We start from the raw sequence: 26326 nt of genomic DNA, 5'->3' as shown, positions 1-26326 counted from the left end.
ATGGATCGTAGAGATAGTATAAAATCCTTTCTGATCGGATCACTGGCGGCTCCCGCGCTGTTGAACGGGTGTGCTCCGGAGGCCGATACGACCAATACGGATACCGGCGCGGACAATGCGGACAACGCAGCTTCCGGCAACGGACACTACGGACGGACTCCCGAAGAAAAGGCCTATGACGAAATGCTTAAATCTCAGACCTTTTTTACGGACAACGAGATGACGACCATCGCCATCCTGTGTGATATCATCCTGCCAGCCAGTGAAGAATTCGGTTCGGCTACGGATGCGGAAGTTCCGGCCTTTATTGAATTCATTTCGAAAGACATCACTTCCCACCAATTGCCGTTGCGCGGTGGCATCAGCTGGCTGAATCACCGTTCGGTAAAGGACTTTGGCGTGGAGTTCAAAGACCTCAGTAAAGAGCAGCAGGTGACGATAATTGATGAGATCGCCTATCCGGATCCGGATGCCGACCGGCAAAGTGCCGGCGTGCTTTTCTTTGACCGCATGCGCAACCTGACGCTGACCGGCTATTACACCACAGAAATGGGACTGCAGGACCTGGGATACGTCGGCAACCGCCCCAATGTGTGGGATGGAGTACCGCAGAACGTACTCGACAAGCACGGTCTGGCCTACGAGGAAGAATGGCTGGCCAAATGCGTCACCCCCGAACAACGGGAAGCGGTTGCGGAATGGGACGAAGATGGCAATCTGCTGAACTGATCGAATACTTCCCGGCCGCTCCGGGAAGCCGCAGATTAGTTTTGTAATAAAACCCGCCGGACGAACTGGTCGTGCGGGAGCCGGAATACGATAAAGTACATTCCGACGGGAAGATCCCCGAGGTCAATACTCCTTTGCAGCATGGAATTTTCGGCATTTGAATGCCAGGAGATCTCCTGCACGGGCTGACCGCGGGGATCTGTTATTTTTATCTGGATCCACCCGGCCGGAAAGGATGGGGCCGTAATATTCAATTGGCCGGTCGTAGGATTGGGATAGATCCGGATATCCCTGCTCCCTGTCCTGACTTCCGGAATTTCGGGCGCTAACCGGGGCCGCCGCAAATGGGGCTGATATTGATAATTCGGCACCTGACTGATTCGGGGGCTGTCCGCGGTACGCAAGAGTGGCGGTGGTGCGCAATCTTCGATAAGAGCGGAAAACTGTGCGCCGGGCGGCACCGTGAAATCGGCTTCCAATACGATCTTTTCTCCTGATTTAAAAGTGACCTCTCCGGTATCATCCACCGTTCCGGAGGCGCTTACGATGCCGGATGCCTGGTAGGTGCCCGGAGGAATGGTGATTTCTGAAAGCTGTAGTTCGTCCAGACAACACAGATCCGGTTCTCCCGGGCTGGGGGTGTTTCCGTACAAACCCAGGCCGGCAGCCAGGGCTGCGTCCCAGTGACTGACGAATTGCCACCAATTGGTCATATAGTTGGCCCCGTAGGGGATCTCGTTTCCGTAACCGGGCATATTCTGCATCCAGTACAGATACCATTGCGATTCAGTTTTCTGTGGGAAATCCGCAACTCCCGGCCAGTCGTAGCTGAGCGTGCCCCAAGTGTCCACGTTTACCGACTGGGTGGTGCCGGTGCCGTCCGGATTCCAGTCTTCAATATCGGAATCGGCCAGCGTCTCGTTCAGATAATCGTAATCCGCTGTGGTGTTCGGCGGCATATGGGTCCAGCCGCAACGACCGGTAATGAAAGCGCTGCTTTCGTCCTGACCGACGAATTTTTTCCAAAACAGATCGTTATTGCCGTCCTGTAAAAAATTGATGTAGCTGAACATGGCTTCCAGCTGGTGTCCGCGATTGTGCACCGCCTCGGCCTGGGTGCGTCGCAGGTTTTGTTCGTACACGATATAGCTATGATCGTAAACCGGCAGATCCCCGTTGAAACGGTCGCTGTTGGAAATATCAATGCCGTTCACGGCGGACATGTTGGATTCCCAACCGGTCCGAAAATAATTGACATCGTGGATAGCCGGATCGTAGGAAGGGTAATTCGGATCAAATCCATTGTTCCAGAACCATACCTCCTTGACGCCGAGATCATTGATGTAATGTTCCAGATCAAAGCGGTCGAATACGGAATGAAAATCCGTCATGGAAATGGGATATCCTCCAACTTCGGCGATAACCCGGCCTCGCGGCATCGGTTCGTAAACGGTAATGTATTCAACTACCCGGTAGCCGAGATATGGCACCGCTCCGGGCGACTGGTATCCGCGAAAACGCGAACCCTCTTCTCCGTTAAATTTCACCCGCAGATCGAACGCATCGATGCGCTGCTTCGCCTGGTCGAGGGTGATCGGGTTGAGCGTCCAGAAATCGGGGGCATGCCGCACATCCAGGTTCACTCCATCTGCGGTGGGCAGATAGCGCAGAATGACCACGGGTATTTCGGTGACGGCACATTCATCGGGCGTGCTCAGGTACGGATCGATGGTCTCGTATTCCGGTGGGAGCACCGGAGCCGTCACGGTGACCGTCAGCGAAGCGGAAAGAGCACCAAGCTGACAACTAACGGTCGTCTGTCCGGCCGCTACCCCGATCAGTTTGCCCGTGCTGTCTACCCTGGCAATTCCTTCATCATTACTGCTCCAGTTGAGTCCGGCGCTGGGTAAAGTCACCAAACCCGATCCGGTGTCACCCATAACGATTGGGTAGCGCCACCAGCTTTCCATTAGTTCGGCACTGGTAATGGGGCCCGCCGGGTACCAGTCGTTGTGGATCTCTATGCTCTGGAGGCTGAGTCCGGCCAGGTAATGAGCGGAAATTTCCCGCTCCGTCCGGGCGACATTGCTGATGTGTAATTCGTCCACGCTTATCTCGGCCGTGAAAAAACCGAATTGGGAACCGACATAGATCGCATCGGGTACATTGGTGATCAGGTCCTGCGCTGCACTGCTGTGGTCGATGACCTGCATGCCGTCTACGTAGGTTTTCATGCGACCGGGGATTTCCCAGCTGACCGCCAGGTGATGCCATTCGCCGCTTTGCCAGCTTCCCAGATTGTAGGCCTGGTAGGCTTCCGAATCATCCGATCGTAATATGAAGCGGAAATTATCGATCCCATCTTTCACCAGCAGCAAGTCGTTGCCCAAACCGAAAAATGCCCGGTGGGTGGGATCGGGGGCCGACCAGCTGGGATTGATCCAGAATTCAATCGTGCCTTCGGAAACCTGAATATTATCCGTGGAAGCATAGCTCAGCGTGCTGCCGGCGGACAGCTCTACGGCTTCGCCGTGGATGCCCGCCGCGTAGGTGATGTTATCGGCGGTCAGGGGCACTTCACCCTGATCCCCGGTCGTACTTTCGTTAAAATGCAAAAGCAGTAAGGTATTAGCGTCGGCGCTTATTTCCTGACCCGATAAGGTCGTTAATGGTAGGATAAAGAGTAGCGAGTAAAAGATTTTCATATAACTGAGGTTGAATTGAGCCGCTTGGCGTTTTGTCCCCGGGCGGTATTTGCATCCGCAACCCGATCCGGTGCACACTCTAATATAAAATTTTACGCGCTAAGTTCCCAGGGCGGTATCGGGAAAAGCTCGTACCTAACCAATAATTATGCTGAAGGTACCGGATGGTCTCATCCCGGTATTGCGGAAACTACTGTCGCTCTGGACGATAGATAACGGCCGGGAGGTACGGAATCAATTGATCATCAGAGAATCCACCGGCCAGAAAAGACGGCTGTACACCCCACTTGAATCACTGCCGAACCAGGTTGTGGGATTTTGATTGGAATGGAGAATGATCGGAAGTTCCCGCAGGGTATCCAGGTAAGCGTCTACCAGTACGGGTTGTTCCGTTTGTGGCAGGTAGAGCACCAGAGAATTGAATTTATTGCTTTCGGGTAGGTTGTAATCGTAATCGTCCACAAAAACGGTCGACTCGATGTGGCGCAGATCGCGCAGGAAACGTTGGACCAGGGACGGATCCGGGATCGGGGCACCGTTACATCGCCATTCCTGGCCGGAGCGCTGAAAGGATAAAAGCGTATCCGGGAGCTGGAAGGCAAAACTGTCTACCGGCGTTTCGGAAGATAGGGCCAACAGCTTACGGGGACGGAACTGGATGAATGTCTGCCGGAACGGCCAGGTACTCAGACCCCGCACGGCGTAGACTTCCTGCTCTTCGTGGATGCGGATGAAGGAAAGGCTATCTGCCCCCGAGGGATCATCAACGGTATTGCCTACCCAGAAATCCTCCACAAGTTCGTTGCCCTCGTATACCTCTACCCGCACACCCTGCCCGGTACCGAGCCCGTATTTCAGCCAGTCGTTCTCTTCTTTGGCCGCAATATCAACGGTGGTTATCTTTACCAGGTTGCCCAGGATGGACGCTACGGGAGTGGGTAAGGCCCGCAGGTGGACCTGCCCGTTGGACGCGATCCAGTAATCTTCTTCCCGTTGCAGTTGAATGCTTTTTTGTGAATTGTCGCGGGGATGGATCCGCAACTGACTGATCCGGTTGGTATCAATAGTTATCAGGTCGGCCTGTAACGGTTGAATGGTATGGGACCGGTACAGGTAATAGGCAGCGTAGATCACACTACCGAACATCAATATCAAAACCACATTCCTTGCACTCATAGGGAAGGTATCACTGCTGTTTGTGGTAATTTTTTAAAAATTGGGCCAGTTGTTCCACGGCTTTGCCCCGGTGACTGATGGCATTCTTTTCCGCACTATCCAACTCGGCAAAAGTCTGATCGTAACCCTCGGGAACGAAGATTGGATCGTATCCGAAACCCTCCGTGCCGCTCTGTTGTTCGGCGATCTCGCCCTCGGCGACACCTTCAAAAAGATACTCTTTGCCCTCCAGGATCAGAGCGATGACGGTGCGGAAGCGGGCACTCCGCATGCCGGTATCCGCCAGTTGTTCGAGTACCAGTTGCATATTGTCCTGCGGATCGCGCTGGGGCCCGGCGTAGCGGGCGGTATAGACTCCGGGAGCACCGTCGAGTGCATCGATCTCCAGACCGGTATCTTCGGCAAAACAATCGTGGCCGTAATGCGCCTTCAGGTAACGGGCTTTTTGCTGGGCGTTGCCGGCAATCGTATCCTGGGTTTCGGGAATATCTTCCTCGCAACCGATATCTTTCAGGCTCAGAATGTTGTACTGGTCGCCGATCAGTTGGTTCACTTCCCGGACTTTATGTTGGTTGGCCGTGGCGAAAACGATGGTTTCCATGCTATGGGTTTTAAATGGTGTACTGGACGCAAAGTGGTTTGGGAAAATCTTTAACCGTTTACGTCAGCAAAGTTGGTAAACGCCGGAAGCTGAGGTTGCAGTTCCATCCGGCGGTAAAAACTTAACGCAGCCTGCAAGGTAAAAATTAGTACGTAGAGCGGAAAAAGACCGGGGCGGGAAAAGTGGAGCGGAATAATCCCAAACTTAACGGTGACCTTCCGGCTTCCAGTCCCTATGTAACAGAAAACCGGAGAAAATCCGATCCGCTGAAACTTACTGCGTCCCTTTACTGTTGCTTTTTTTATGCCGGGAGCCGAAAGCGGTTTTTGCCTACTGGAACAGCTCCTTCAGAGCCACCCAGAGCGCACCCGCCCGGCGGTTGTCGTTGTTTTCCCGGTCCGTGCGGATCCGGTGGAGCGAATCGGCCTTTAAAAAACCGATTCCCTGGAATTTTACCGGCTGGTAATCCGTTAGTTGAATGCGGATACCGAGGTCTTTCGGCGCACAGCCGAATAGCAGAATTTGACGGGGAGCGTGTTTTTGAATAATTGCGGCAGCAGAAATGACCTCATTTTTTTGTAAAGCCAAAAAAAAGATGTCTTTTTGTAAGTCAAACTCTAAAGGTTTAGGCTTTAGTATTGTAGCGAGGTATTCCCGATCTTTCAAACCATCGTCTTCGAAGGTGTAAACAGCCAGGACTCCGGCCTGCCCCTGCCCCTGCATTTTTTCCAGGGCGGTATGCCTGTCCGGTGCTGCAAACAATTCGAAATCGAAAAAGCTATTGTTCAAAATTTTTTATTTTTAAAGAGGCTTTTGAAAAATTAAATTTTGAATTCGGGAGTTCGTATTGCTAAATTTAGAATTTTCATGTATCATTGCAAAAACCACCCTAATGAAATACAATATAAATATCACCAAAACTAAGGAATCTCGGCTGAACGAGGTAGATTTTGAAAATATTCCTTTTGGACGTGTATTTTCGGACCATATGTTTGTCGCCGATTATGAGGATGGCGAGTGGATCAATCCTCGTATTGTACCGTTCGAACCCTTTACCATTCATCCGGCTTCCATGGTGCTTCACTACGGGCAGTCCATTTTCGAAGGCATGAAGGCTTCCAAAAATCTGGACGGCCAGCCCATGTTCTTCCGCCCGGAAATGCACGCCAAGCGTCTGAACGCATCGGCCAGCCGTATGTGTATGCCGGATCTTCCCGAAGAACTGTTCCTGGAAGGCCTGCACGCTTTGGTCGGACTGGATCAGGGTTGGATCCCGCCGCAGGAGGGTAGTGCATTGTACATTCGCCCGTTCATGTTCGCTACTGACGAATTCATTGGGGTGCGTCCTTCTTCTAAATATCGCTTCATTATCTTTACCGGTCCGGTCGGTCCTTATTATTCCCGTCCGGTGCGCCTGGTTGCCGAGCAAACCTACGTACGTGCGGTTGCCGGTGGTACCGGTGAAGCCAAAACTTCCGGTAACTACGCTGCTTCCCTGCTGCCCGCCAAGATCGCCCAGGAAAAAGGTTACGATCAGGTAATGTGGATGGACAGCCGCGAATTCAAATATGTCCAGGAAGTAGGTACCATGAACATCTTTTTCGTGATCAACGGGAAAGTAGTCACGCCCGCTACCGACGGAGCTATTCTGAAAGGGATCACCCGCGACACCGTACTCACCCTGCTGAAAGAAAAAGGATTTGAGGTAATTGAAAAACCGGTACACATCGATGAGATCCTGGCCGCGCACGATCGCGGAGAACTGGAGGAGATCTTCGGTACGGGTACCGCCGCGGTGGTTTCCCACGTCGCCGAACTGGCTTACGGAGATCGCGTCATCACGCTGCCTCCCATCGAGGACCGCAAGGTGAGCCCGATGATCAAGGACTGGATCGACGGTATGCGTTCCGGTCGGGTAGAGGATACCCACGGCTGGGTACAGGAGGTAAAATCCCTGGAGCTGGTAGATTAAGATCCGCCGAAATATATTCGGTATATATAAGAAAAGAGGAGTGCGTAGGTGCCGGGATTCCCGACCTGCTGCACTCCTCTTTTCATTTTACCTACTTATCATCTCCGAGTACGGTCGCTCCCGACGGTACCTGCGGTACGTAGGCCTGGTGCGGATAGGTGTCCGGCGTGACCACCACTCCGGTGCTCAGCTTCAGCGGCTGATTGCTGCCGTTGGGGAAAGCCAGTTCACCGTAAAAGGCCGTATAACCCTCCGGCTGTCCGTTCACTTCCAGGCGGTAGGTGCCGTCCTCCCGCAGGGGTACTTCCGTGGAGGTCCAGGCCCGACCGATGATCTCTACCCGAAAATCGCGGGCATCCGGATTGTGGGCCTGCCAGAGGGTGATGGATTGCGGCGGGTGTTCCTCCGTCGTCCGGATCAAAATCGCTCCCTCCTCGATCGACCAGTCAAATTCCGGTCTGGGTGTTTCTGTGAGAATATCCTGGTAAAAGGCTACGAGGCTCATCATGGCGTCGGTCTCCCGCATGGAGTGTTCGCTGTTGGGGACGTAGCGCAGGTGTTTTTCGCCGGGCAGGTCGTTCCAGTAGAATTGCCAGGAATCCGGCAGGAAGAACTGATCACCGGTAGCGTTCAGGACTAGCTTCGGTAGATCATAGCGCTCGCGGAAGGAGAAAGGTTCGGTCTGCTCCAGCAGCTTTTCGAACTCCTGCGTACCCATCCAGTCCATGATCCCTTCTTCCACATAGTTGCCCACGGCCGGAGCCCAGGCCCCGTAGGCTTTCCAGTGGTGTTCAAAGGAAGGCACCAGATTCAGCATGTCGATCACAATGGGCACGATACCGACTACGCGATCGTCAACCGCCCCGGCCGTCCAGGTGGTCCAGCCGCGTTTGGATCCGCCGGCTACTACAAACTCATCGATCTTTTTGCCGGCCAGGGATTCACTCAGTTCGGAAACGACATCCATGGCCCGTACGGCCGCTTTGGTCATCGGGAATCGGGCCAGCCAGATCGCGGCATCGTCGGTTCCTCCCAATTCCAGGAATTTCCGCCAACCGTAAGCGATCAGCTCATCCTCCTTGCGGGGGCCATAATCGTCGCCCACAAATTCGGTGGGTTGGTTCGGCACATTATGCAGCGCAGTTACTACGGACTGACTGGCCAGAGCGATCTGAGCGGCCATCTCGTCGGTCTTTTCGGGTTGCTCCCGCGTTCGGCTGCCGCCGCCAATGAACAGCAGGCCCTTTTCGTGTTGCACATTGTCCGGCACTACAATGGTGAGCCAGTGCCACCAGACCGGATCTTTGACCTCGGCTTCCGTCATCCAGCGCTGGGAAACCATGCGGACGATATAGGTGGTAAATCCCTCCCCGGGTAGGGTGTCGACCAGAGAATACCGGAAAGCAGTATCCGGCGCGTGCACGTACCGGTCGAGCGGCGTGTCGTAGGCGACCGCTCCGGCAGTTTCGATCTCGGCGACTTTATCCGGTGGGGTAACCTCCCGGCATTGAACGATCATCAGGCTGAGCAGGCTCAGAAAAAGCACTTTTCTCCAGGAAAAAGTGCGCAGGTGAAATGGAAAAGGCATAGGTGTTTTGGTTTTAGATAAAAGTATATTTCAATGTAAACGAATTAGCGCAAGATTGAAAAGGTAACGGTTAAATTTTTGATTAACAGGGCTTAATGGAAGCACGGTGCTATGGTTCATGCGAATCAGGAGTTAAAAGTCCCGTAGGGACGAGCTATAGGTAGCCCGTTCAACAATTTGGGAGGTTCAGCGTGCCGTAGGTACGCAATGTGGTTTTATATGGCGTACCTACGGCACGCTAAGCCGGAAATGATCATTTTGCTACCTACACATTGATTCCAAGTTTAACCCCTGATTCGCATGATTCATTCTACTGGACATCTTGTTTCAAAAATGGGCGGAGAAGGAGCCCCGAAGAATTGTAGAGGGGTAACCCAACGCTTTCACCCAGTCTCCCTGTCTCCTTGTCTCCTTGTCTGTCTCCCAATCTCCTTGTCTCCCTGTCTGTCTCCCAATCTCCCTCAAATACGGCGATAAAAAGCCGCCAGCTTTTTTTCCTCTTCCTCCCAGCACAAAGTCATCCGTGCCTGCAGACAACGCTCGTGCAGTTCCCGCCATGTTTCATCACCTTCCAGCAATTCCCGGAGCACGCGGATCAGCTCCGTGGTTTCCAGTTGCGGTAAGAGAGCGAAGGTTCCGTATTTTTCCTGCAGATCGCGGTATTCCGGGAAATCCATCTGAACGGAAGGCAAACCGGCCTGGATATAGTCGAAGGCCTTGTTCGCCAGGGAATAGTAGTAGCTCAGACCCTTATTTTCCAGGAGGTTGAGGCCGATGTGGGCCCGGAGGGTCAGTTCACGCAGGTCGCCGGGTTCGAGATAGCCGAGGAACTTCACTTTTTCCTCCAGTCCGGCCGCCCGCACCTGTTGGCGTAGCGATTCGGACAGATCTCCTTCACCGGCCAGCCAGAGTACGGCGCCATCAATCTGCTGCATGGCCCGGATGGCCGTTTCCAGGCCCCGGCCGGCATTCAGACGGCCCTGATAGAGGATGATCCGGGGGGCTTCCGGATCCGGTGGGGAAATGTGTGCGGATTGCCGAAGCGGCAGATTTCTTATGGTTTCGAAAGGGATCCCGTATTGCTCCCGGAAGATGCCGGCCAGGCGCGGCCCTACCGTGTAGGCGTAGCGTAGCCGGGGTACCAGCGTACGCGCGAGCCGATCCCAGATCGCCCGGGTCAGACGGCGATCTACCACTTCCGGCACTTCAGTGAAATATTCGTGGGCATCGTACACGCAAATACTTCCCTTAATCCGACTTACCAGAAAACCGGGAGCCAGGGTGTCCAGATCCACCGCACAGATTACGTCAGCCGACTGACTCAACAGGAACAGTAACAGGCGCAGGTTGTATTCCAGATAGAATAACTTACCTCGGTGAAAATAGCAGCGCAGCCGTTTTTGCCCGAACTCCCGTTTTTGCAGAGGAATCGAGGCCGGTAGTTCCCGCCCCAGCAGCAGCACCGCGTAGCCTTCACCCGCCAGACTGTCGCAGATGCGGATCATCCGTTGATCGTAGGAGAGGTCATTGGTTACCGTACAGATTATCCTTTTGGCCATAGCTGAGTTCGAAAATGCAGTTGCAAAGTAAGCTAAGTTTTGGAAGATGGGGGAATCTGCCTGAATTCATTACATTTGCCGCATCATGTAGGGCACATCGCCTGAACTTCCCATATCGGCCTGGATCTTACTTCGTTTTTGGAGACAGTTCCACCGAACGATAGGCGAAGTTTAACCGTGCCCTTAATCCGGAATCACTAACAACCATCATGAAGCAATCGCATTTTCTTTTCCTGGCCTTATTTCTTCTCTCCGTTATTTCCCGGGCGCAACCCGTCTACCGCACCGCCGATATGGACGTAGCCGATCTGGTCAATCCCCTGATGGGGACCGATTCTAAATTCAGCCTGTCCAACGGCAATACCTATCCGGCTATCGCTTTGCCTTGGGGCATGAATTTCTGGAGCCCGCAAACGGCCAAAATGGGAGACGGCTGGATGTACGCCTACGATGCGACGCACATCCGCGGGTTTAAACAAACCCACCAGCCGAGCCCCTGGATTAACGATTATGCGGCTTTTTCACTGATGCCCGTGACCGGGAAAATGGAATTCAGAGAGGCCGAACGGGCCTCCTGGTTCTCGCACAAGGCGGAGACCGCCAAAGCTCATTACTACAAGGTATACCTGGCGGATCACGATGTGACCACCGAGATCACGCCCACCGAGCGGGCCGCGCAGTTTCGCTTTACCTTCCCGGAGACCGATTCGGCTTATATCGTGCTGGATGCTTATAACGAAGGTTCGATGGTGAAGATCCTGCCGAAAGAGCGGAAGATCATCGGGTATTGCCGGAATAACAGCGGAGGAGTACCCTCCAATTTCCACAATTACTTTGTACTGGAATTCGATAAGGAATTCACCGTGGCGCACAGCTGGAAGGATACCACGTTGCTGGAAAACGAACTGGAAGTCAGTGCGGATCACGTTGGGGCGATCATCGGATTTGCGACCAAGGCCGGCGAGCAGGTGCACGTCAAAGTAGCCTCTTCCTTTATCAGCCCGGAGCAGGCCGCGCTCAACCTGGAACGGGAGATCGGCGCGGATGATTTTGCCACGACCATGGAGAAAGCCCACGCCGCCTGGACGAAGGAATTGCAGCGCATTGAGATCGAAGACGATCAGCTGGATAATCTGAAAACTTTTTACTCTTGCCTGTACCGCCTGTTGCTGTTCCCGCGCAAATTTTACGAGATCGACGCCACCGGCCAGATCGTACACTACAGCCCCTACAGCGGTGAAGTGCTGCCCGGCTATATGTTTACGGACAACGGCTTCTGGGATACCTTCCGGGCCGTATTTCCCTTCTTCACCCTGATGTATCCGGAACTGAACAGCCAGATCATGCAGGGACTGGTGAATACCTACGAAGAAAGTGGCTGGTTGCCGGAATGGGCCAGCCCGGGACACCGCGATTGTATGATCGGATCGAATTCAGCTTCTCTCATTGCCGATTCCTACATCAAGGGGATCCGCGGGTACGATGTTGACAAGCTGTACGAAGCCGCCGTGAAAAATACTCAGGGTAAAGGACCGGTCAACTCGGTCGGCCGCTTTGGGGCGGAATATTACAACGAACTCGGCTATGTGCCCTACGATGTCGACATCAACGAAAATGCCGCCCGGACCCTGGAATATGCCTACGCGGATTTTGCGCTCTGGCAACTGGCCAAGGAACTGGGGAAAACCCCGATGGAGGTAGATCTCTACGCCAAACGCGCTCAGAATTACCGCAATCTATTTGATCCGACGACCAACCTGATGCGGGGAAAAAATAAGAACGGACAGTTCCAAAGCCCGTTCAGCCCCTTCAAGTGGGGCGATGCCTTCACGGAAGGGAATAGCTGGCATTACTCCTGGTCGGTTTTCCAGGATGTAGAGGGATACATTGACCTGGTAGGTGGCCGGAAGAACTTTACGGCCAAACTGGATTCGGTTTTCCAATTGCGTCCGGTATTCGACGAATCCTACTACGGATTTGTGATCCACGAGATCCGCGAAATGCAGATCGTAGGCATGGGGCAGTACGCGCACGGCAACCAACCCATTCAGCATCTGGTCTATCTGTATAACTATTCGGGGGCGCCCTGGAAAACCCAGCAACGGGTGCGGGAGGTGATGGACAAACTATACAGCGCCACCCCGGACGGCTATTGCGGGGATGAAGACAACGGACAGACCTCGGCCTGGTACGTTTTCAGCGCCATGGGTTTCTATCCGGTCTGTCCGGGTACACCGGAATACGTGCTGGGAAGCCCGTTGTTTCAGAAAATGCGGCTGCATCTGGAGAACGGCAATACCTTCGATGTGATCGCGCGGGACAATGCGGAGGATCGCCCCTACATTCAGTCGGCCCGCCTGAACGGTCAGGTATTCAACCGGACCTGGATCGGTCACGAAGGCATCTGGAATGGCGGTCAACTCGAATTCCAGATGGGCGCGAATCCGGAGCAAAGCTGGGCCAGCGATCCGGCGGCGACCCCGTATTCCATGAGTAAGGAGTAAGCGCGTAACTGCCGAAAGATCATTTTGTAAGAAGCAACCAAAAGATCATAATTTTAGGGGGAAGGCTTTCGTTATTAAGAAAGCTTTAACTATCCACCTGCCAATAAAAAACAGAATGAACATGCGACGACTGGGAACGATCATCTGCCTCATCGGATTCAGCCTGCCGGCATTCACACAGATCCGGAATATTGCTTTCCCCGCCAACCCATCGGGAAGCCATGCTTTACAGCAACACCTACAGCAAAAGCCACTCTCCCGGCAACTGCTGAAAAATATGGCCAATAAGCCGTTGCTGATCGAACCGGTACTGCAAAATTACGATCATACCCGCCTGCGCCGGAAATCCGTAGCCAATTTGCCGGTTACCTATTTCAAGCCCGGCGTTGGTACCATTTTGCCGCGGCAACTGGCCGAGATCGAAGGCAACGCGCAGGAGCGCGCCAAAGCGGTGCAGTACTACGAAGGTTTGATCGATCTCTACCAGGAGGTAGCCCGCAAGGACGGTTTCCCGCCCAATAATGTCGCTTACGCGTTCAATTACTACGTGGTCAATAACTACCAGATCATGCACGATCTGCTATCCACCAAAATGCGGGTATCTTCCATTACGCCCATCGGCGGCGGGCCGCGCAGCGGTAAAACGGTAAGTTTGGATCAGGAGCGGACGCTCTTCTGCCAGTTTGAAGAAATGCTGAGCGAAGATCCCAGCATTGTAAAAATGAACGATACCGAAAAACAGTCCATTACCGAATCCCTGGCCATTATGACGAACGAATGTTTCAAGCTCTACCAGTATGCCCTGGAAAATGATGACAAGGCGATACTGCGTCAGGCGCAGGACAATGCCTACAACAACCTGGTGCAGTTGCTGGGGGAAAGAGCGGTAAACATGCGCATCACGGACCGGGGTATGGAATTCTGAACTGTTTTTCGGAAAAGTCGCTTAAAAAATATCCAGTAGATCCACCTCAAAAATAAGGTTGGAATTAGCGGGAACGACGATGTTGCCGGCGGCATCCGGTACGTCGTTCGGTCCGTAACCCAGTCCGGAAGGGATAAACAAAGTTACTCTAGAACCGGTCGGCACCAGCGGTAGGGTCGTCTGGAACCCGGCGATCAGATTGGCCAGAATAAAGCTGACATTCTCGCCGGAGTCGAACTCCTCCCCGGTAGACATCAAACGACCGGAATAATTGATCTCAACGATATTCTCCAGGACCGGTCGGTTGCCCGAACCGGTGGAATCGATCAGATACCGCACTCCGTTGGGCTCCTTCAGTACCATATCGGCCAGACCCCACATGTCCAGCGAATCATCAATGACCGCAATATCGGAATTCAACTGTACCGGATCCACATTAGACAGTACCCGCTCCAGGTTTTCCTGAGCGGAGGGAGGTAATTCCTCTTTCTGACATCCGGAAAACAGACCGGCTACCAGGAATAATGCGATAAATCCTCCCTGAAAAAATGTTTTGAAACGATTAGATGTATTCATTTTGGCTTTAAATTTTAGAGTGTCCGACGTTACCTCGCACCGGGCCGTTGCACCGGCAAAGAAAGGGCCAGATCACTTCTTCAAAAATGTAAACGGCGACAAAATAATATACAACTAACGGTTCGCGGGGAATTTTATGATAGTTTGTCGGACAGTTGCTGACTGCCGATACTTGCCGCGCCGCCCGGAGCAGGCCGGCAAAAAAAGCGAAACTCACGGCTCAAAGCATTAAAGATCAGGGGTTTTTAAAAAGCAATGCCGGGATCCCAAACGGTCTTCAAAAAGAGACATCGCCTGGAATCCCGGCCGGAAAATTTCCGCTTAGCTTATCGATTTGCGGTCAGCCGCAGTCTAAAATCACTCATTGCGCAGCGAATCCACCGGATCTACCATGGCCGCCCGCACACTCTGAAAACTGATGGTGGCAAAAGCGACTCCCAGCGCGATGAGTCCGGCCAGCACAAAAGACCAGGGCGAAAGATCGATGCGATTGGCGAAGCCTTCGAGCCACTGCTGCATAGCGTACCAGGATAGGGGAGTGGCGATGACCAGCGCCAGAGCGATCAGTTTGACGAATCCTTTCGACAGCAGGCCGACGATATTCGTAACGGAAGCACCCAATACCCGGCGCACACCGATCTCCTTGCGTTTGCGCTCCGTCATGAAACTGACCAGCGCAAACAGCCCCATACAGGAAACCAGGATCGCCAACCCGGAAAAGAGGGAGAATACCTTACTGAATCGGGTTTCCGCCGCGTACTGCTGATTGAAATGGTCATTGAGGAAGAAATGCTCAAAGGGGTTGCCGGGGAACAGGTCAGACCAGATGGATTCGACGCGACCGAGTGAACCGGAAAGGTCATCCGTGCTCAGCTTGATCGAGTAGTAATCCGCACCCCACTGCGGCGGTTTGGCCCGCAGCACCAGCGGCTCCACCACCGATTTCGGCGATTGCTGGTAGAAGTCCTTCAGTACGCCCACAATGGTGAATTGCTGATCCCAGAATTCGATGCTCTGACCGATCGCCTCCTCCGGCGAATTGAATTGCAGTAAGCGGGCACCGGTTTCGTTGAGCAGGCAGGCCGTATGACCGTCACTGCCCATGGTGACCGACATGTGTCGGCCCGCTGCGAGTTCCATTTCGTAGAGTTCCGTATAGTCCACATCTGCGGCCATTACGTGGAAGTTTTCCGACTGGTCGTCGGGCGCATTCAGCCGGCGTACGCCACCGGCCGTCCAGCCGAAGGCCTGACCGGGGATCGAGGTCGATGCCGTCAGTTGTTTGACACTGCCGATCTGTTCGATCTGTTGTTTGAAGATAGCCGATTTGCTCACGAAAGTAGAGTCGGTAACTTTGGGACCCTTTACAACGAGCGTCTGGTCGATATTCAGACCGATCTTGGTGTCCTGCAGGTAGTTGAGCTGTTTGAAAATGATGAACGTACTCGCTATCAGGCCCACCGATGCGATGAACTGTAAGGTCACGAGGCCTTTGCCGAGCCATTTCCCGCTGCCTTTGCCGTTTCCGGAAAAGCCGGTTTTGAGCACCGCTATGGGTTTAAAGGAAGAAAGGACAAACGCGGGGTACAACCCGGTAAGTAAAGTGCCGAGCAGCAGGACCAGTGCGGTGATGCCCAGCAGCCTGGCGTCCGAGAACAGGGTCAGGGGCAGTTCTTCTCCGATCAGGGATTCAAATGCGCCGTGGAATATACGGACCAGCAGAAATGCGGTCAGGATCGCAAAAATATTCAGCAGGGCCGCTTCGGTCAGAAACTGGCCGACCAGCTTGCCGGGACTACCTCCCAGCACCTTGCGAACCCCCACTTCCTTGGCGCGCAGTTCCGAATTGGCCGTCGATAGATTGATGTAATTGAACCAGGCGATCAGCAGCACGCTGATGCCGATCAGGAATAGAAAACGGACGGTTTTGCCATTGCCGTTCACTTCGGCTTCGATCAGGTAATTGGACGTCAGATGAATGTCCTCCAGAGGCTGTAGGTAAAAGGCGATGCTTTCCCGCATCTGGGCATCGTAATTGGCCTCCACCGCCGCGGGGATCTTGGCTTCGAGCGCCTGCCAGTCCGCATTCGGTTCCAGCAGCAGGTAGGAGTAAAAGCCGTCCCAGGTCAGTGCGGTTTCCGAAGTGCCGCCTTCAGTCAGTACATCCGAAAAGGTGACGTAGGAAAGCAGAATATTGAACTTCAGATGCGAATTGGGCGGAGCATCGGCGAAAATACCGGTGACCTTGTACTGCTCCCGGTCGTCCCGGGTAATGGTCTTTCCGATCGGATCTTCGTCGCCAAACAAGCGTTGGGCGGTAGATTCCGAAATACAGGCGGTAAAAGGTTCGGTCAGCACCTGGTCCGGATCGCCTTCCAGCAGGGGAAAGGAAAACACATCGAACAGAGAAGGCATAGCGAAGAAAGCCTTGTCTTCCAAAATGTATCGATCCGGTTGGTACTGGAAAATACCCTCACGGGCACCGGTCAGTTTCACGTAGTCCTCTACTTCGGGAAAGTTATTTTTGATCAGCGGGGCCACACCGGCGGCGCCGGCGGCAAATTGCATAAAGGTGACGCCGTCCTTGATCCGGTCGGTGCGTACCCGGTAGATCCGGTCTCCTTTTTCGTGGAAATCGTCGTAACTGCGTTCGTAGTGCACGTATTCCCAGATGAACAGGGCCGCCGTCATACCGATCACCAGGCCGGCCAGATTGATGGCGGTCACGAAGCGATTTTTGAGCAGATGCCGCCAGGCGATCTTCAAATTGTTTCTAAACATAGTCGGGTATTTGAAAGGATTGATTCCGGTAAGAGGACGGATCAGAGAGGGGCGAAAAAGCAGCAGAACATCGAAAAACAGCAGCCAGCGGGCGTAGGATAGCCCACGTTCTTCCCGGCGGATTTCGAACAACTCCAGCAGGTCCCCCTCAATATCGGCGTGATATTCCGGGCGGCAGAACCACTGGAATATCCGTAAAAGCAATCGGGATGGTCCGGTCATTGACTTTGGTTCCATCAGGAGATCTTTAGTTTTAAAGCGGATTGCGGAATGGCGTCCCACAGTTGGTTGCGGCTGTCTCTGGAGTATTCCAGCGCTCTCTGGCCGAGAGCGGTGATCTGAAAGAAGAGTTTGGGGCGGCCGCCTCTTTTGCTGTTGGTCTCGCCTTTTCTGGAGGTCAGGAAGCCTTTCTTTTCCAGTCTGCGGAGCGCCGATTGCAGGGCCCCTACACTGACTTTCCGGTTGAGCCGGTCCTTGATCTCCTGCTTGATGGCTACGCCGTAGGCCTCATCATAAAGAATGCCAACGGTGAGCATCACGATCTCCTCAAACTCCCCCAATTGATATTTTTTCATGTTAATTCCTAATTGTAGTATTGCAAATCTAGTGTAACTTAGGGTTAATTCCTAATCGTAGTATTGGTTTCGCCGGAGAAAAATAATACTACAATTAGGAAATTATTTTAAAATTCATCTATATTGCGATAATACTACAATTAGGAAATTATTTTGATGAAGCGATATAAACTTGGAGAATTCGAAGAGATCGTCATGCTGACCGTCGGCGTACTGCACGGCGAAGCCTACGGGGTCTCCATAAAAAAAGAGATCGAGGAACGGGCCGGTCGCACGGTAAGTGTCGGTGCGCTACAGGCGGCCCTGAAACGTCTGGAGCAGAAAGCTTATCTCAGCTCCTATACCGGCGAGGAAACCCAGGAGCGGGCCGGTCGCCCGAAATTGTATTACCAGATCACGGCCGAAGGCCGGCGGGCGCTGGAATACACCCGTGATCTGCGCAACGGCCTCTGGGCGGATATGAAGATCGTACCGGGAATGAAATTTGATTTTTAAAACAGTTCGCCGGCGGGCCGGAGAGGTCCGTTCGTTCAAACCATCAGTACTGGCGTATGTCTGAACTTCGTCCACCACGGTTCTTTTTGCGTTTCTTCCGCTGGTTTTGCGATCCGCAACTCCACCGCTTCATCGAAGGGGACCTGCTGGAACTCTACGGCGAAAGGGTAGTGGCGATGGGCCGGAAAAAAGCGGATCTCTACTTTATCCGCGATGTACTACTGCTTTTTCGTCCGGGCATCGTCCGTTCTTTTCGGTGGCCGCAGGGCGTGGTCGGGCCATTCCGGCTGCTGGGCAGCTATTTTAAGATCTTCCGCCGGAATTTTCGCCGGCAGCCGACTTACAATCTGCTCAATCTGAGCTGCCTGTCGCTCGGGATCGCCGCGGCCATCTGCATTGGACTGTACCTGGATTTCGAATCCAGTTACGATCGCAACCACCGGCTCGCGGACCGGATCTTTCGGATCGAGACCCGGATGATTAAAACGCACGAAAAGGTGATGGACGTGAACTGGTCCGGTTCGCCGGCCAATCTCGCCCCGCTGGCATTGCAGGATTATCCGGAAATTGAAGCTTACGTGCGGTTTTTTAGTTTCTTTTCCAATGAGGTCCGGCTGGACTACGGGGGGGAAATGTTTGAGACCGCTCCGGATCAGGTCATCGCCGTGGATTCCAATGTATTTGAACTGTTTTCCTTTGACCTGCTCCGGGGAGATCCCACCACGGCGCTGCGTGGCCCCGGTAAAGTGGTGATCTCCGAAAGCATGGCCCGCCGGATCTTCGGTACGGCGGATCCGATGGGGAAAGTACTGCGGACCCGGCTGGATCATCGTACCAACGGCGAAGAGCGGGCTTATCCGCTGGAAGTCTCCGGCGTGTACCGCGATCTTCCCCGCAATACGCACCTCTTTTTTGAGGCCATGATCTCGGCCGAAACGGATCCCGATCTGGATAACTATTATTTCGGCCGCTTCAATGTTTATACTTACCTGTTGCTCCGGGAAAATATTGCTCCTGAAAACGTCGCTCCAAAACTGACCGGTATTTACGACCGGTACCTGGATGCCCAACGGGATGAAGTATTGGTTCACGCCCGGCACGAACTGGTGCCTCTGCCCCGCATTCATTACGAGGAAGCGGGAGGATCGACCTATCTGCTCATCTTTGGCGGGATCGGTCTGCTTTTACTGCTGATCGCTTTTATCGGCTACGTCAATCTGGTGACGGCTCAGGCCGGCCGGCGGGCCCGAGAGATCGGCATGCGCAAGATACTGGGCTCCGGCCGCTCCCAACTGATCCTGCAATTTCTGGCGGAATCCCTTTTCCTGACCCTGCTGGCGGTGCTGGCCGCCGTGCTGATCGTGGTTATAGCCATCGATCCGCTCAATGCGCTGCTGGATCTCCACCTCGATGCGACTCGTTTAATACAGCCACAGCCTTTACTGATCCTACTGGCGGTCACCCTTGGGCTCGGAATGATCGGCGGCAGTTATCCGGCATTTTTTCTGTCTTCCTTTAAAGTGCTCGGCGTGTTGCAAAACAGCACTACCCGATCGGCTCCCCTCCAGCAGTGGCTGCTGGGATTTCAGTTTGCCGTGGTCATTTTTGTGCTGATCAGCACCGGAATGATCGACCGGCAACTGGATTTTTTGCGGGAGAAGGACCTGGGTTTCGACCGGGAACAGATCCTGCAGGTGCAATTGCCGGGGGGGCTTTCCGCAGCTCGCAGCGATCTCCTGCAGACTACGCTGGCCCGGGATCCGGACATTGAGTCCGTTGCCGGCTGTGATTTTGTTCCCGGCCTGGGCGGCATGGTGAACCGGCCGGTGAGTGCGCAGGCTGCTGAACCCCAGTTCATCCGTTCGGGCCGGATCGACCACCGATATTTGCAAACGATGGGCATTGAGCTGGTAGCCGGCCGGAATTTTTCTCCGGATTTTCCGGCTGATTCTACGGAGCATGTGCTGGTTAACGAGACTTTCGTGCGCAGTTTCGGGCTGGGAGAAGAAGCCCTGGGGGCCCTGGTCAAATTCGGAGGCTGGGGTAATCCGCACGCTTACCGGGTCGTGGGCATTGTCCGCGATTTTCACCAGAGTTCCCTGCATACGGGCATCGAGCCGCAGTTGTTTCGTCTGGGGCCCGTCTCCGGCAATCTGGTACTCAAGATCAGCGGTGATCCGTCCGGGCCGATCCGTCATTTGGAACAGACCTGGAATAAACTGTTTCCCGACCAATATTTGCAGTACAGTTTTCTGGACGAGGACCTGCAGAACCGGTATGTAGAAGATCAACGGCGGGGACATTTGTTCCTGCTGTTCTCGCTGATCACCATCTTCATCGCCTTTGCCGGGCTGTACGGGCTGGCGGCATATCTGACCGGCCGGCGTACGCGGGAGATCGGTATTCGCAAAGTGTTGGGAGCAGATCTGCCCGCCATCGTTATACTGATTAGCCGGAGTTTTGTAATTCTCGTATTGCTGGCGGCTTTGCCGGGAGTATTGCTGGGGTGGATCACCGTCCGGATGTGGTTGGAAAACTTTGCCTTCAGGGCCGATATGAGTTGGGGGCTGATCGGCCTGGTCTTACTATCGGTGCTGTTGTTGGTGCTTTGCACGGTTGGCTGGCAGGCGATACGGACGGCGGCCCGCAACCCGAAAGAGGTATTACACTGATTGGCGAAGTAGTCAGAATTCTACCGGCAAATCCGCTACTTTCAGAAATAGACCGTATTTTTAGTACTGCCTCGCGCGCTCCGCGGGTGGTGTGATTGCCAAAATCACACCCTTTCCCCACCCAATACCCAAGCCATGCGGGATATCGTTACCCTTTTAGTGATCATTGGATTAGCCGGTGCTGCCTGCGGTACCCGTAAAAAACTGAATGATTCGGTTCGGGAAACCGTGCTCCAACCTTCCGAAAGGGGAAGCTTCAACGGGAGTATCCTGGTGGCGCGGGGCAGCCGGATATTGGTGCAACAGCATTACGGTTTTGTCGATCTCCAAAGATCTGCACCCATTAGTGAGCATTCGCGCTTCAATATCGGTTCGGCAGCCAAGGAGGTAGCCGGTTTTGCCGTACTGCATCTGATCCGGGAAGGTAAGATCCGTTATTCGGATCCGGTCAGTCGGTTTTTACCCGATCTGCCCGCCTGGGCCGACCGCGTAAGTGTGCAGGATCTGATCTTTTACCGGAGCGGCCTGCCCAACCTGAATTTTTATACTTCTACTTCGGACGCAAATACCCTCCGGGACCTACGGCAGATCGAGCACCTGCTTTTCGAACCCGGCAGTGACTATCTGTACAGCAATCTGAATAATTTTTTACAGGCACAAATTGTAGCCTCGGTAACGGGCGTGGACTATCAGCGCTGGGTGGAAAAGCATTTTTTTGAGCCCTTGCGGATGGACGGTGCCCTCTTTGCGGGAAACCCGCCCGGAGATATCCCCAATCTGACTAAAGCTTATTCTGCCCGGTACGGCGATGACATCCTGGACAACCCGCAGTACAAACATTTTGACCTCTGCTACGCCCCGATCTATATGACACCCGCTGATCTTTTCAAATGGATCAGCTATGTACAGGAAGTTTACGAAAAGGGCGGAGCCGGCATCGCGGAATTCTTTCGGGAAACGAGCCTGGACGGTCAGGGAGCACTTGGGGTGATCCGACCGGACGAGGACGGCAGCCTCCTGCACGAACACGGCGGATACGCTTACTCCTTCGGTACCCTGATCCATCGGCAATACCGGGACGGACTGACGGTCATCACGATGACCAACAGTGACGGCCCCGCTGAACTAAAGGACCTGACCGACAGCATCCTGGCTACCGTAAAGACCCAACTGCGCCGGTAAGGCAAAACGCCTTTACACCCTGTACCAGGGATCATTCACTTCGCAAAGCCCGTATCGGACTGGCCAGGGCGGCTTTCAGCGATTGAAAACCCACCGTGAAAAAAGCAATAGCGATCACGAGGATGCCGGAAACGAGAAATACCGTCCAGCCGATACTGATCCGGAAGGAGAAGTTTTGTAACCAACTGTCCATACCGTACCAGGCCAGCGGAATGGCCAGCAGAAGAGCGATCAATACCAGTTTGAGAAAATCCCGGGAAAGCAGGGCGATCAGACTGGTTACATCCGCTCCGCATACCTTACGGATCCCAATCTCCTTGGTTCGTTGAACGGCCGCAAAAGTAGCCAGCCCCCAGAGGCCGAGGCAGGAGATCAGCATGGCCAGGCCGGCGAAGATCTTGAATAGTCCGTACAGGCGGCTTTCCGACTCGTAATACTGCTCAATGGTCTGCTCCAGAAAAGCAAAGTCGTACATCTCATCGGGAAACAGCCCCGCCCAGGCGGATTCGATGGCCGCCAGGGTAGCGGGCAGTTCTTCTCCCGGTCGCAATTTGATGCTGGCTTCGTTCTGAAATTTTTCCAACGGGGAGATGATCAGCGGTTCGATCGCTTCGTGCAGGGAAGAGATGTTGAAATCGGCGATCACTCCGACCACGTCGACTTCCCAGCCGTTCATGCCGATCAGAAAGCGCTGGTGGAGGGCTTCTTCCGGACTGGCGTAACCCATCGTCCTGATCAGGCGTTCGTTGACGAGTACTTTAAGAGATTGGGTGCCTTCGGGCAGTTGTTCACTAACGGTATTGGTGTCTTTATTCTCCGTCATTCGCCCCGCCAGTAGCTGGAGGTCATAAATGTCATCGTAGCGTTCATCCGCCCAGATGATCCGGACCTGTTTCCGATCCTTGGCCTGCAGGTCCGTTTCGTGCATCAGGGTCGTCCAGGAATTGTCGCTGGCCGGAGCGGCCATGGCGAAGGAAAGGTCCTCGATCTGGGGAATACCGGCCAGTTGTTTTCGGAAAAGCTCATTCTTTTTCACATCTGGCATACGCACGGTAATGATGTTCTCCTGATCAAAACCCAGGTTCTTTTGGTGGAAATAATCCATCTGACGGGACATGATGAGCAGGCCGATGAGCAAGGTCGCCGAGATGGTAAACTGAGTGACCACCAATCCTTTCCGCAGATAATCGGAGCGCCGGTCGCTCCGGGAAAAACTCGCTTTCATCGCGACCGCCGGTTTGAATCTGGCGATCAGCCAGGCGGGGTAGAGTCCCGTAAGCAATCCGGTAAGCAGGAAAAACAACGCAAAGGCTCCCAGGCCGGCGGCAGAGAACAGGATCTCCATACTGATCTGTCTTTCGGTAAGCTCGTTGACAATGGGTAGACTGATGCGCGTAATGGCCAGGGCCAGCAGACTGGATATACCGATGAGCAAAAAGGCCTCATTCAGGAATTGGACGATCAGTTGACCGCGACCGGCCCCGATGGCTTTGCGGATGCCGACTTCCCGGGCCCGGGTGAGCGCCTGGGCGGTAGACAGGTTGATGAAGTTGATACAGGCCAGCAGCAACACCATCAGACTGATGCCGCCGAAGAACCACAGCCATTTCGGGTTCATGGCCTTTACCCATTTGCCGCCCCCGGATATCTCGGGTTCCAGGTGGATGCGGCGCAGCGACTGCAGTTCGGCGTAGGCCACTTCCGGATCGTCATTGTCATCGTTGATATTCCGGTCGTACATGGCACGGATGGGCGCATGCAGGGTTTGGGGATCCACTCCCGCCTCCAAGGTCACGTAGACCGAAGCGCCAAAGGACATTCCCCAGTTGTTCTGGTTGCGCACCAGCCAGGGCGAAGTGGGAAAATAGGAGAGTAAGACCTCGGCCGGCAAATGCGTATTCCGGGGCGGATCGGCAATGATGCCCGCCACAGTTACGGTACTTTCATTATCCAGCAGGAACGTTTTCCCGATCGGCGACTCCCGACCGAAGAACTTAGCCGCAGTGGATTCCGTCAACAGGGCCTGGTTTGGTTGACGCAAATCCCGGTAGCCGTCACCGGCGAGCACCTGAAAGTCCAGAATATTCAGGATGGAGGCGTCCACCATCAGGATATGGGCTTGTTTAAAACGTTTATGCGGATCGATCTCTACGATCTTCTCGCTGAGGGGATAAACTGCGCCCACCTCCTCGATGCCGGGGATCTCGGCTTTCAGGCCGGCCGCCAGCGGTGCCGGTGCGTCGTAATAGACCGTTCTTTCTCCACTTTCTTCCCAGACCTGATTGACCCGGTAGATCCGGTCCGCCTGTGCGTGGTATTGATCAAAACTCAATTCGTGTTGAATGAACAGCCCGATCAGAATGCACACGCTCAGTCCGAGGGTCAGTCCGAGAATATGCAGACCGGTATTCAGCTTTTGTTTGCCCAGGCGGCGGAGCAGGAAACGGAAGTTGTTGTGGATCATAAAGGAATACAGTTTATCGGGTTGCCATTTTCGATTTCCCCGGATGGTGGAAAGATTGAAGAAGCGGAGCACGTCGAGCACGTACTGGCGTCGGGCGCGTCTGGCACCGTAGATGTCGGTGTTCTGGATGAAGAATTCATACAGGTCGCCCTGTACTTCCTCCAGCAGGTCGGGGGCGCAGAACTAGGCCAGGAATCGGTCGGCCCAACGCGGTGTTTGTGGCGGTTGTTTTTCCATCTCAGATGCCTAACTTTAAAATAAGGTCCCAGACGCGGTTGCGCTGCTCCTGGATCTCGGCCGCCCGGGTATAACCGTAGCGGGTGACCTCGTAGAGTCTTTTCCGGCGGCCTCCGCGTTCGGCGCTCGCTCCCCCCAGTTTGGATCGGGTAAATCCCTTTTTTTCCAGTCTGCGCAATACCGTATGCACGGCGCTCAGCGAAATATCCTGGCCGAACTGCCGGATATAAGCTTCCCGTACCGTAATGCCGTAGGCTTCTTCCCGGGCCAGGATCACCATCAGCAGGATCATCTCTTCCAGGTTGCCGAGGCGGTCATTATCTGCCATTTGTAGAATATTTGTAAAACAAATGTAGTGATTTGTTCAGCTTTTGTAAAACAAAGGCCGGTATTTTTTGAACTTTTGTAAAAGAAATGCTTTTAAAGCCCGCGACAGTGGGGTAGGGCCGAAGGCTTATGGACAAAATACCGGACCTTTTTTCAATATGGGCGGAGGGGGTGATCAGGAGACAAGGTGACTTGGAAAGGGGGGGAGTGGGTGACCCCAAGAGCTCCTCACCATTTTGTCCAGTAAATACCACCTTTTACTATTGGAGTAGCTGCAAACCGTTCTGAATGATCCGTTCCAGTTCGCTGACTTCCGCAGCGGTCGGCATCACCAGTGGTGCCCGCACGTCACCCGCTTCTTTGCCGATGATCCGGGCGCCGGCTTTGATCAGGCTGACCGCGTAACCTTTATTGCGGCTTCTCAACTGAATGAATGGAATGAAAAACGTTTGTAGAATACTGGTCACCGTGGCGGTATCTCCGGCTCGCATACTGGCGTAGAAAAGATTGGCCAATTCCGGCACAAAATTAAAAACTGCCGATGAATAGGTATTGACCCCAATGGAGAGATAAGCCTCGGAAATGATCTCCGCCGTGGGTGCACCGCCGATATAGGACAAACGATCCCCAACCGTTCTGATGATCATATTCAACTCCTGCATATTGCTCGTGCCGTCCTTGATGCCGATCAGGTTGGGACAGGCATCGGCCAGTTGCCGGATATAATCCGCCGATAAAACCCCGTTCGAACGATTGTAATAAATGACGGGCAAACTGGTGTTTTCCAGAATGGTCCGGGCGTACTGGAAAATACCCGACTGGGGGGCATCCGTCAGATAAGGCGGCATCAACAGCAAAGCATCGATCCCCGCTTTTTCCGCGATTTTGGCAAAGGCGATCGCTTCCGGAATACTTCGTCCGGCGCTGGAGATTACCGGCACTTTTCCCGCGACGGTCTGCGTAGCGGTCTGAACCACCTGCGTATACTCTTCGGCGGACAGCGAAAAGAATTCACCGGTACCGCCGGCAACAAATACGGCCGAAACGCCCTGACTGACGAACCATTCAATACGATCGGCGTAGGTGTCGGCCCGGAATCGCCCCTGATGATCCATGTCGGTTACCGGGAAGGATAACAACCCGTCTTCCAGGGCAGCTCTTATTTGGGATATAGGTAGTGGCATAATTTGCGAATTAAGAATTTGTGATGTTTAGGAATTTGGGACGCGTCATGATCTGTAAAAATGGCAAATTCAAT

At 53.9% G+C, this 26326-nt stretch carries 19 protein-coding genes and 1 pseudogene; 7 read left to right on the top strand and 13 right to left on the bottom strand.

Features of this window, described 5'->3' with window-relative positions; translation table 11 throughout:
- Entirely contained in the window at positions 1–729 is a 729-nt protein-coding gene (locus CRP01_RS17440; protein WP_099151359.1) for a gluconate 2-dehydrogenase subunit 3 family protein, read from the top strand.
- 35 nt (positions 730–764) lie between these two features.
- On the opposite strand, the gene CRP01_RS17435 is transcribed toward CRP01_RS17440, so the two are convergent.
- The 4 genes from CRP01_RS17435 to CRP01_RS17420 form a co-directional block, all read right to left on the bottom strand.
- Positions 765–3434, bottom strand: a complete 2670-nt coding sequence (locus CRP01_RS17435; protein WP_099151358.1) for a LamG-like jellyroll fold domain-containing protein — start codon at positions 3432–3434, stop codon at positions 765–767.
- A gap of 234 nt (positions 3435–3668) precedes the next feature.
- Positions 3669–4610: a DUF4340 domain-containing protein gene (locus CRP01_RS17430; protein WP_099151357.1), complete on the bottom strand. Its 942-nt coding sequence runs from the start codon at positions 4608–4610 to the stop codon at positions 3669–3671.
- 10 nt (positions 4611–4620) lie between these two features.
- On the bottom strand, positions 4621–5211 hold the full coding sequence (locus CRP01_RS17425) for a non-canonical purine NTP diphosphatase (RefSeq protein WP_099151356.1): 591 nt from the start codon (positions 5209–5211) through the stop codon (positions 4621–4623).
- Between the two features lie 330 nt (positions 5212–5541).
- Positions 5542–6000, bottom strand: a complete 459-nt coding sequence (locus tag CRP01_RS17420; RefSeq protein WP_099151355.1) for a hypothetical protein — start codon at positions 5998–6000, stop codon at positions 5542–5544.
- Between the two features lie 103 nt (positions 6001–6103).
- Here CRP01_RS17420 and CRP01_RS17415 point away from each other — a divergent pair, with 103 nt between their 5' ends.
- Positions 6104–7183, top strand: a complete 1080-nt coding sequence (locus tag CRP01_RS17415) for a branched-chain amino acid aminotransferase (RefSeq protein ID WP_099151354.1) — start codon at positions 6104–6106, stop codon at positions 7181–7183.
- A gap of 91 nt (positions 7184–7274) precedes the next feature.
- Here the strand turns inward: CRP01_RS17415 and CRP01_RS17410 are convergent, their stop codons facing one another.
- Both CRP01_RS17410 and CRP01_RS17405 read right to left on the bottom strand, forming a co-directional pair.
- The gene (locus tag CRP01_RS17410) at positions 7275–8771 is read right to left on the bottom strand and encodes a PhoPQ-activated pathogenicity-related family protein (protein WP_099151353.1); all 1497 of its coding nucleotides are present in this window, start codon (positions 8769–8771) and stop codon (positions 7275–7277) included.
- Positions 8772–9232: 461 nt separating this feature from the next.
- Positions 9233–10330, bottom strand: coding sequence for a glycosyltransferase family 4 protein (locus CRP01_RS17405; protein WP_099151352.1), 1098 nt, complete (start codon positions 10328–10330; stop codon positions 9233–9235).
- Between the two features lie 209 nt (positions 10331–10539).
- Here CRP01_RS17405 and CRP01_RS17400 point away from each other — a divergent pair, with 209 nt between their 5' ends.
- Both CRP01_RS17400 and CRP01_RS17395 read left to right on the top strand, forming a co-directional pair.
- Positions 10540–12834, top strand: coding sequence for a GH92 family glycosyl hydrolase (locus CRP01_RS17400; protein ID WP_099151351.1), 2295 nt, complete (start codon positions 10540–10542; stop codon positions 12832–12834).
- Positions 12835–12955: 121 nt separating this feature from the next.
- Complete coding sequence (locus CRP01_RS17395; RefSeq protein ID WP_099151350.1) at positions 12956–13759, top strand: DUF6683 family protein; 804 nt, start codon at positions 12956–12958, stop codon at positions 13757–13759.
- Between the two features lie 21 nt (positions 13760–13780).
- On the opposite strand, the gene CRP01_RS17390 is transcribed toward CRP01_RS17395, so the two are convergent.
- The 3 genes from CRP01_RS17390 to CRP01_RS17380 form a co-directional block, all read right to left on the bottom strand.
- On the bottom strand, positions 13781–14335 hold the full coding sequence (locus tag CRP01_RS17390) for an FKBP-type peptidyl-prolyl cis-trans isomerase (RefSeq protein ID WP_099151349.1): 555 nt from the start codon (positions 14333–14335) through the stop codon (positions 13781–13783).
- A 357-nt stretch (positions 14336–14692) separates the two neighbouring features.
- Positions 14693–17353, bottom strand: coding sequence for an ABC transporter permease (locus CRP01_RS17385; RefSeq protein WP_099151348.1), 2661 nt, complete (start codon positions 17351–17353; stop codon positions 14693–14695).
- Positions 17353–17691 carry a PadR family transcriptional regulator gene (locus CRP01_RS17380; protein ID WP_099151347.1) on the bottom strand — a complete coding sequence of 113 codons (339 nt, stop codon included), beginning with the start codon at positions 17689–17691 and terminating at the stop codon, positions 17353–17355. Before CRP01_RS17380 ends, CRP01_RS17385 begins: the two co-directional genes overlap by 1 nt.
- Before the next feature lie 156 nt (positions 17692–17847).
- On the opposite strand from CRP01_RS17380, the gene CRP01_RS17375 reads away from it, so the two are divergent.
- From CRP01_RS17375 to CRP01_RS17365, 3 genes are all read left to right on the top strand, one after another.
- The gene (locus CRP01_RS17375; RefSeq protein WP_099151346.1) at positions 17848–18186 is read left to right on the top strand and encodes a PadR family transcriptional regulator; all 339 of its coding nucleotides are present in this window, start codon (positions 17848–17850) and stop codon (positions 18184–18186) included.
- Between the two features lie 56 nt (positions 18187–18242).
- Entirely contained in the window at positions 18243–20858 is a 2616-nt protein-coding gene (locus tag CRP01_RS17370) for an ABC transporter permease (RefSeq protein ID WP_099151345.1), read from the top strand.
- A 135-nt stretch (positions 20859–20993) separates the two neighbouring features.
- Positions 20994–22040 (top strand): serine hydrolase domain-containing protein, encoded by a 1047-nt coding sequence (locus CRP01_RS17365; RefSeq protein ID WP_099151344.1) that lies wholly within the window; start codon positions 20994–20996, stop codon positions 22038–22040.
- Between the two features lie 31 nt (positions 22041–22071).
- Here the strand turns inward: CRP01_RS17365 and CRP01_RS17360 are convergent, their stop codons facing one another.
- The 4 genes and pseudogenes from CRP01_RS17360 to kdgD all read right to left on the bottom strand — a co-directional run bounded on the left by CRP01_RS17360 (position 22072) and on the right by kdgD (position 26252).
- Positions 22072–24504 (bottom strand): ABC transporter permease, encoded by a 2433-nt coding sequence (locus tag CRP01_RS17360; protein ID WP_099151343.1) that lies wholly within the window; start codon positions 24502–24504, stop codon positions 22072–22074.
- Positions 24505–24558: 54 nt separating this feature from the next.
- Positions 24559–24675, bottom strand: a pseudogene (locus CRP01_RS43455) (permease prefix domain 2-containing transporter); the annotation flags it as partial.
- Between the two features lie 67 nt (positions 24676–24742).
- The gene (locus CRP01_RS17350) at positions 24743–25069 is read right to left on the bottom strand and encodes a PadR family transcriptional regulator (RefSeq protein ID WP_099151341.1); all 327 of its coding nucleotides are present in this window, start codon (positions 25067–25069) and stop codon (positions 24743–24745) included.
- 259 nt (positions 25070–25328) lie between these two features.
- Complete coding sequence (gene kdgD, locus CRP01_RS17345) at positions 25329–26252, bottom strand: 5-dehydro-4-deoxyglucarate dehydratase (protein WP_099151340.1); 924 nt, start codon at positions 26250–26252, stop codon at positions 25329–25331.
- Between the last annotated feature and the right edge of the window lie 74 nt (positions 26253–26326).

Source organism: Flavilitoribacter nigricans DSM 23189 = NBRC 102662, assembly GCF_002646595.1.
Taxonomy (GTDB): Bacteria; Bacteroidota; Bacteroidia; order Chitinophagales; family Saprospiraceae; genus Flavilitoribacter; species Flavilitoribacter nigricans.
This window is presented reverse-complemented; position numbering and strand designations above follow the sequence as displayed.

Bases quoted from the DNA above. Each gene is read 5' to 3' on its own strand.
- CRP01_RS17440 (WP_099151359.1), top strand. From the start codon at position 1: ATGGATCGTAGAGATAGTATAAAATCCTTTCTGATCGGATCACTGGCG.
- CRP01_RS17435 (WP_099151358.1), bottom strand. From the start codon at position 3,434: ATGAAAATCTTTTACTCGCTACTCTTTATCCTACCATTAACGACCTTA.
- CRP01_RS17430 (WP_099151357.1), bottom strand. From the start codon at position 4,610: ATGAGTGCAAGGAATGTGGTTTTGATATTGATGTTCGGTAGTGTGATC.
- CRP01_RS17425 (WP_099151356.1), bottom strand. From the start codon at position 5,211: ATGGAAACCATCGTTTTCGCCACGGCCAACCAACATAAAGTCCGGGAA.
- CRP01_RS17415 (WP_099151354.1), top strand. From the start codon at position 6,104: ATGAAATACAATATAAATATCACCAAAACTAAGGAATCTCGGCTGAAC.
- CRP01_RS17410 (WP_099151353.1), bottom strand. From the start codon at position 8,771: ATGCCTTTTCCATTTCACCTGCGCACTTTTTCCTGGAGAAAAGTGCTT.
- CRP01_RS17405 (WP_099151352.1), bottom strand. From the start codon at position 10,330: ATGGCCAAAAGGATAATCTGTACGGTAACCAATGACCTCTCCTACGAT.
- CRP01_RS17400 (WP_099151351.1), top strand. From the start codon at position 10,540: ATGAAGCAATCGCATTTTCTTTTCCTGGCCTTATTTCTTCTCTCCGTT.
- CRP01_RS17395 (WP_099151350.1), top strand. From the start codon at position 12,956: ATGCGACGACTGGGAACGATCATCTGCCTCATCGGATTCAGCCTGCCG.
- CRP01_RS17390 (WP_099151349.1), bottom strand. From the start codon at position 14,335: ATGAATACATCTAATCGTTTCAAAACATTTTTTCAGGGAGGATTTATC.
- CRP01_RS17385 (WP_099151348.1), bottom strand. From the start codon at position 17,353: ATGGAACCAAAGTCAATGACCGGACCATCCCGATTGCTTTTACGGATA.
- CRP01_RS17380 (WP_099151347.1), bottom strand. From the start codon at position 17,691: ATGAAAAAATATCAATTGGGGGAGTTTGAGGAGATCGTGATGCTCACC.
- CRP01_RS17375 (WP_099151346.1), top strand. From the start codon at position 17,848: ATGAAGCGATATAAACTTGGAGAATTCGAAGAGATCGTCATGCTGACC.
- CRP01_RS17370 (WP_099151345.1), top strand. From the start codon at position 18,243: ATGTCTGAACTTCGTCCACCACGGTTCTTTTTGCGTTTCTTCCGCTGG.
- CRP01_RS17365 (WP_099151344.1), top strand. From the start codon at position 20,994: ATGCGGGATATCGTTACCCTTTTAGTGATCATTGGATTAGCCGGTGCT.
- CRP01_RS17360 (WP_099151343.1), bottom strand. From the start codon at position 24,504: ATGATCCACAACAACTTCCGTTTCCTGCTCCGCCGCCTGGGCAAACAA.
- CRP01_RS17350 (WP_099151341.1), bottom strand. From the start codon at position 25,069: ATGGCAGATAATGACCGCCTCGGCAACCTGGAAGAGATGATCCTGCTG.
- kdgD (WP_099151340.1), bottom strand. From the start codon at position 26,252: ATGCCACTACCTATATCCCAAATAAGAGCTGCCCTGGAAGACGGGTTG.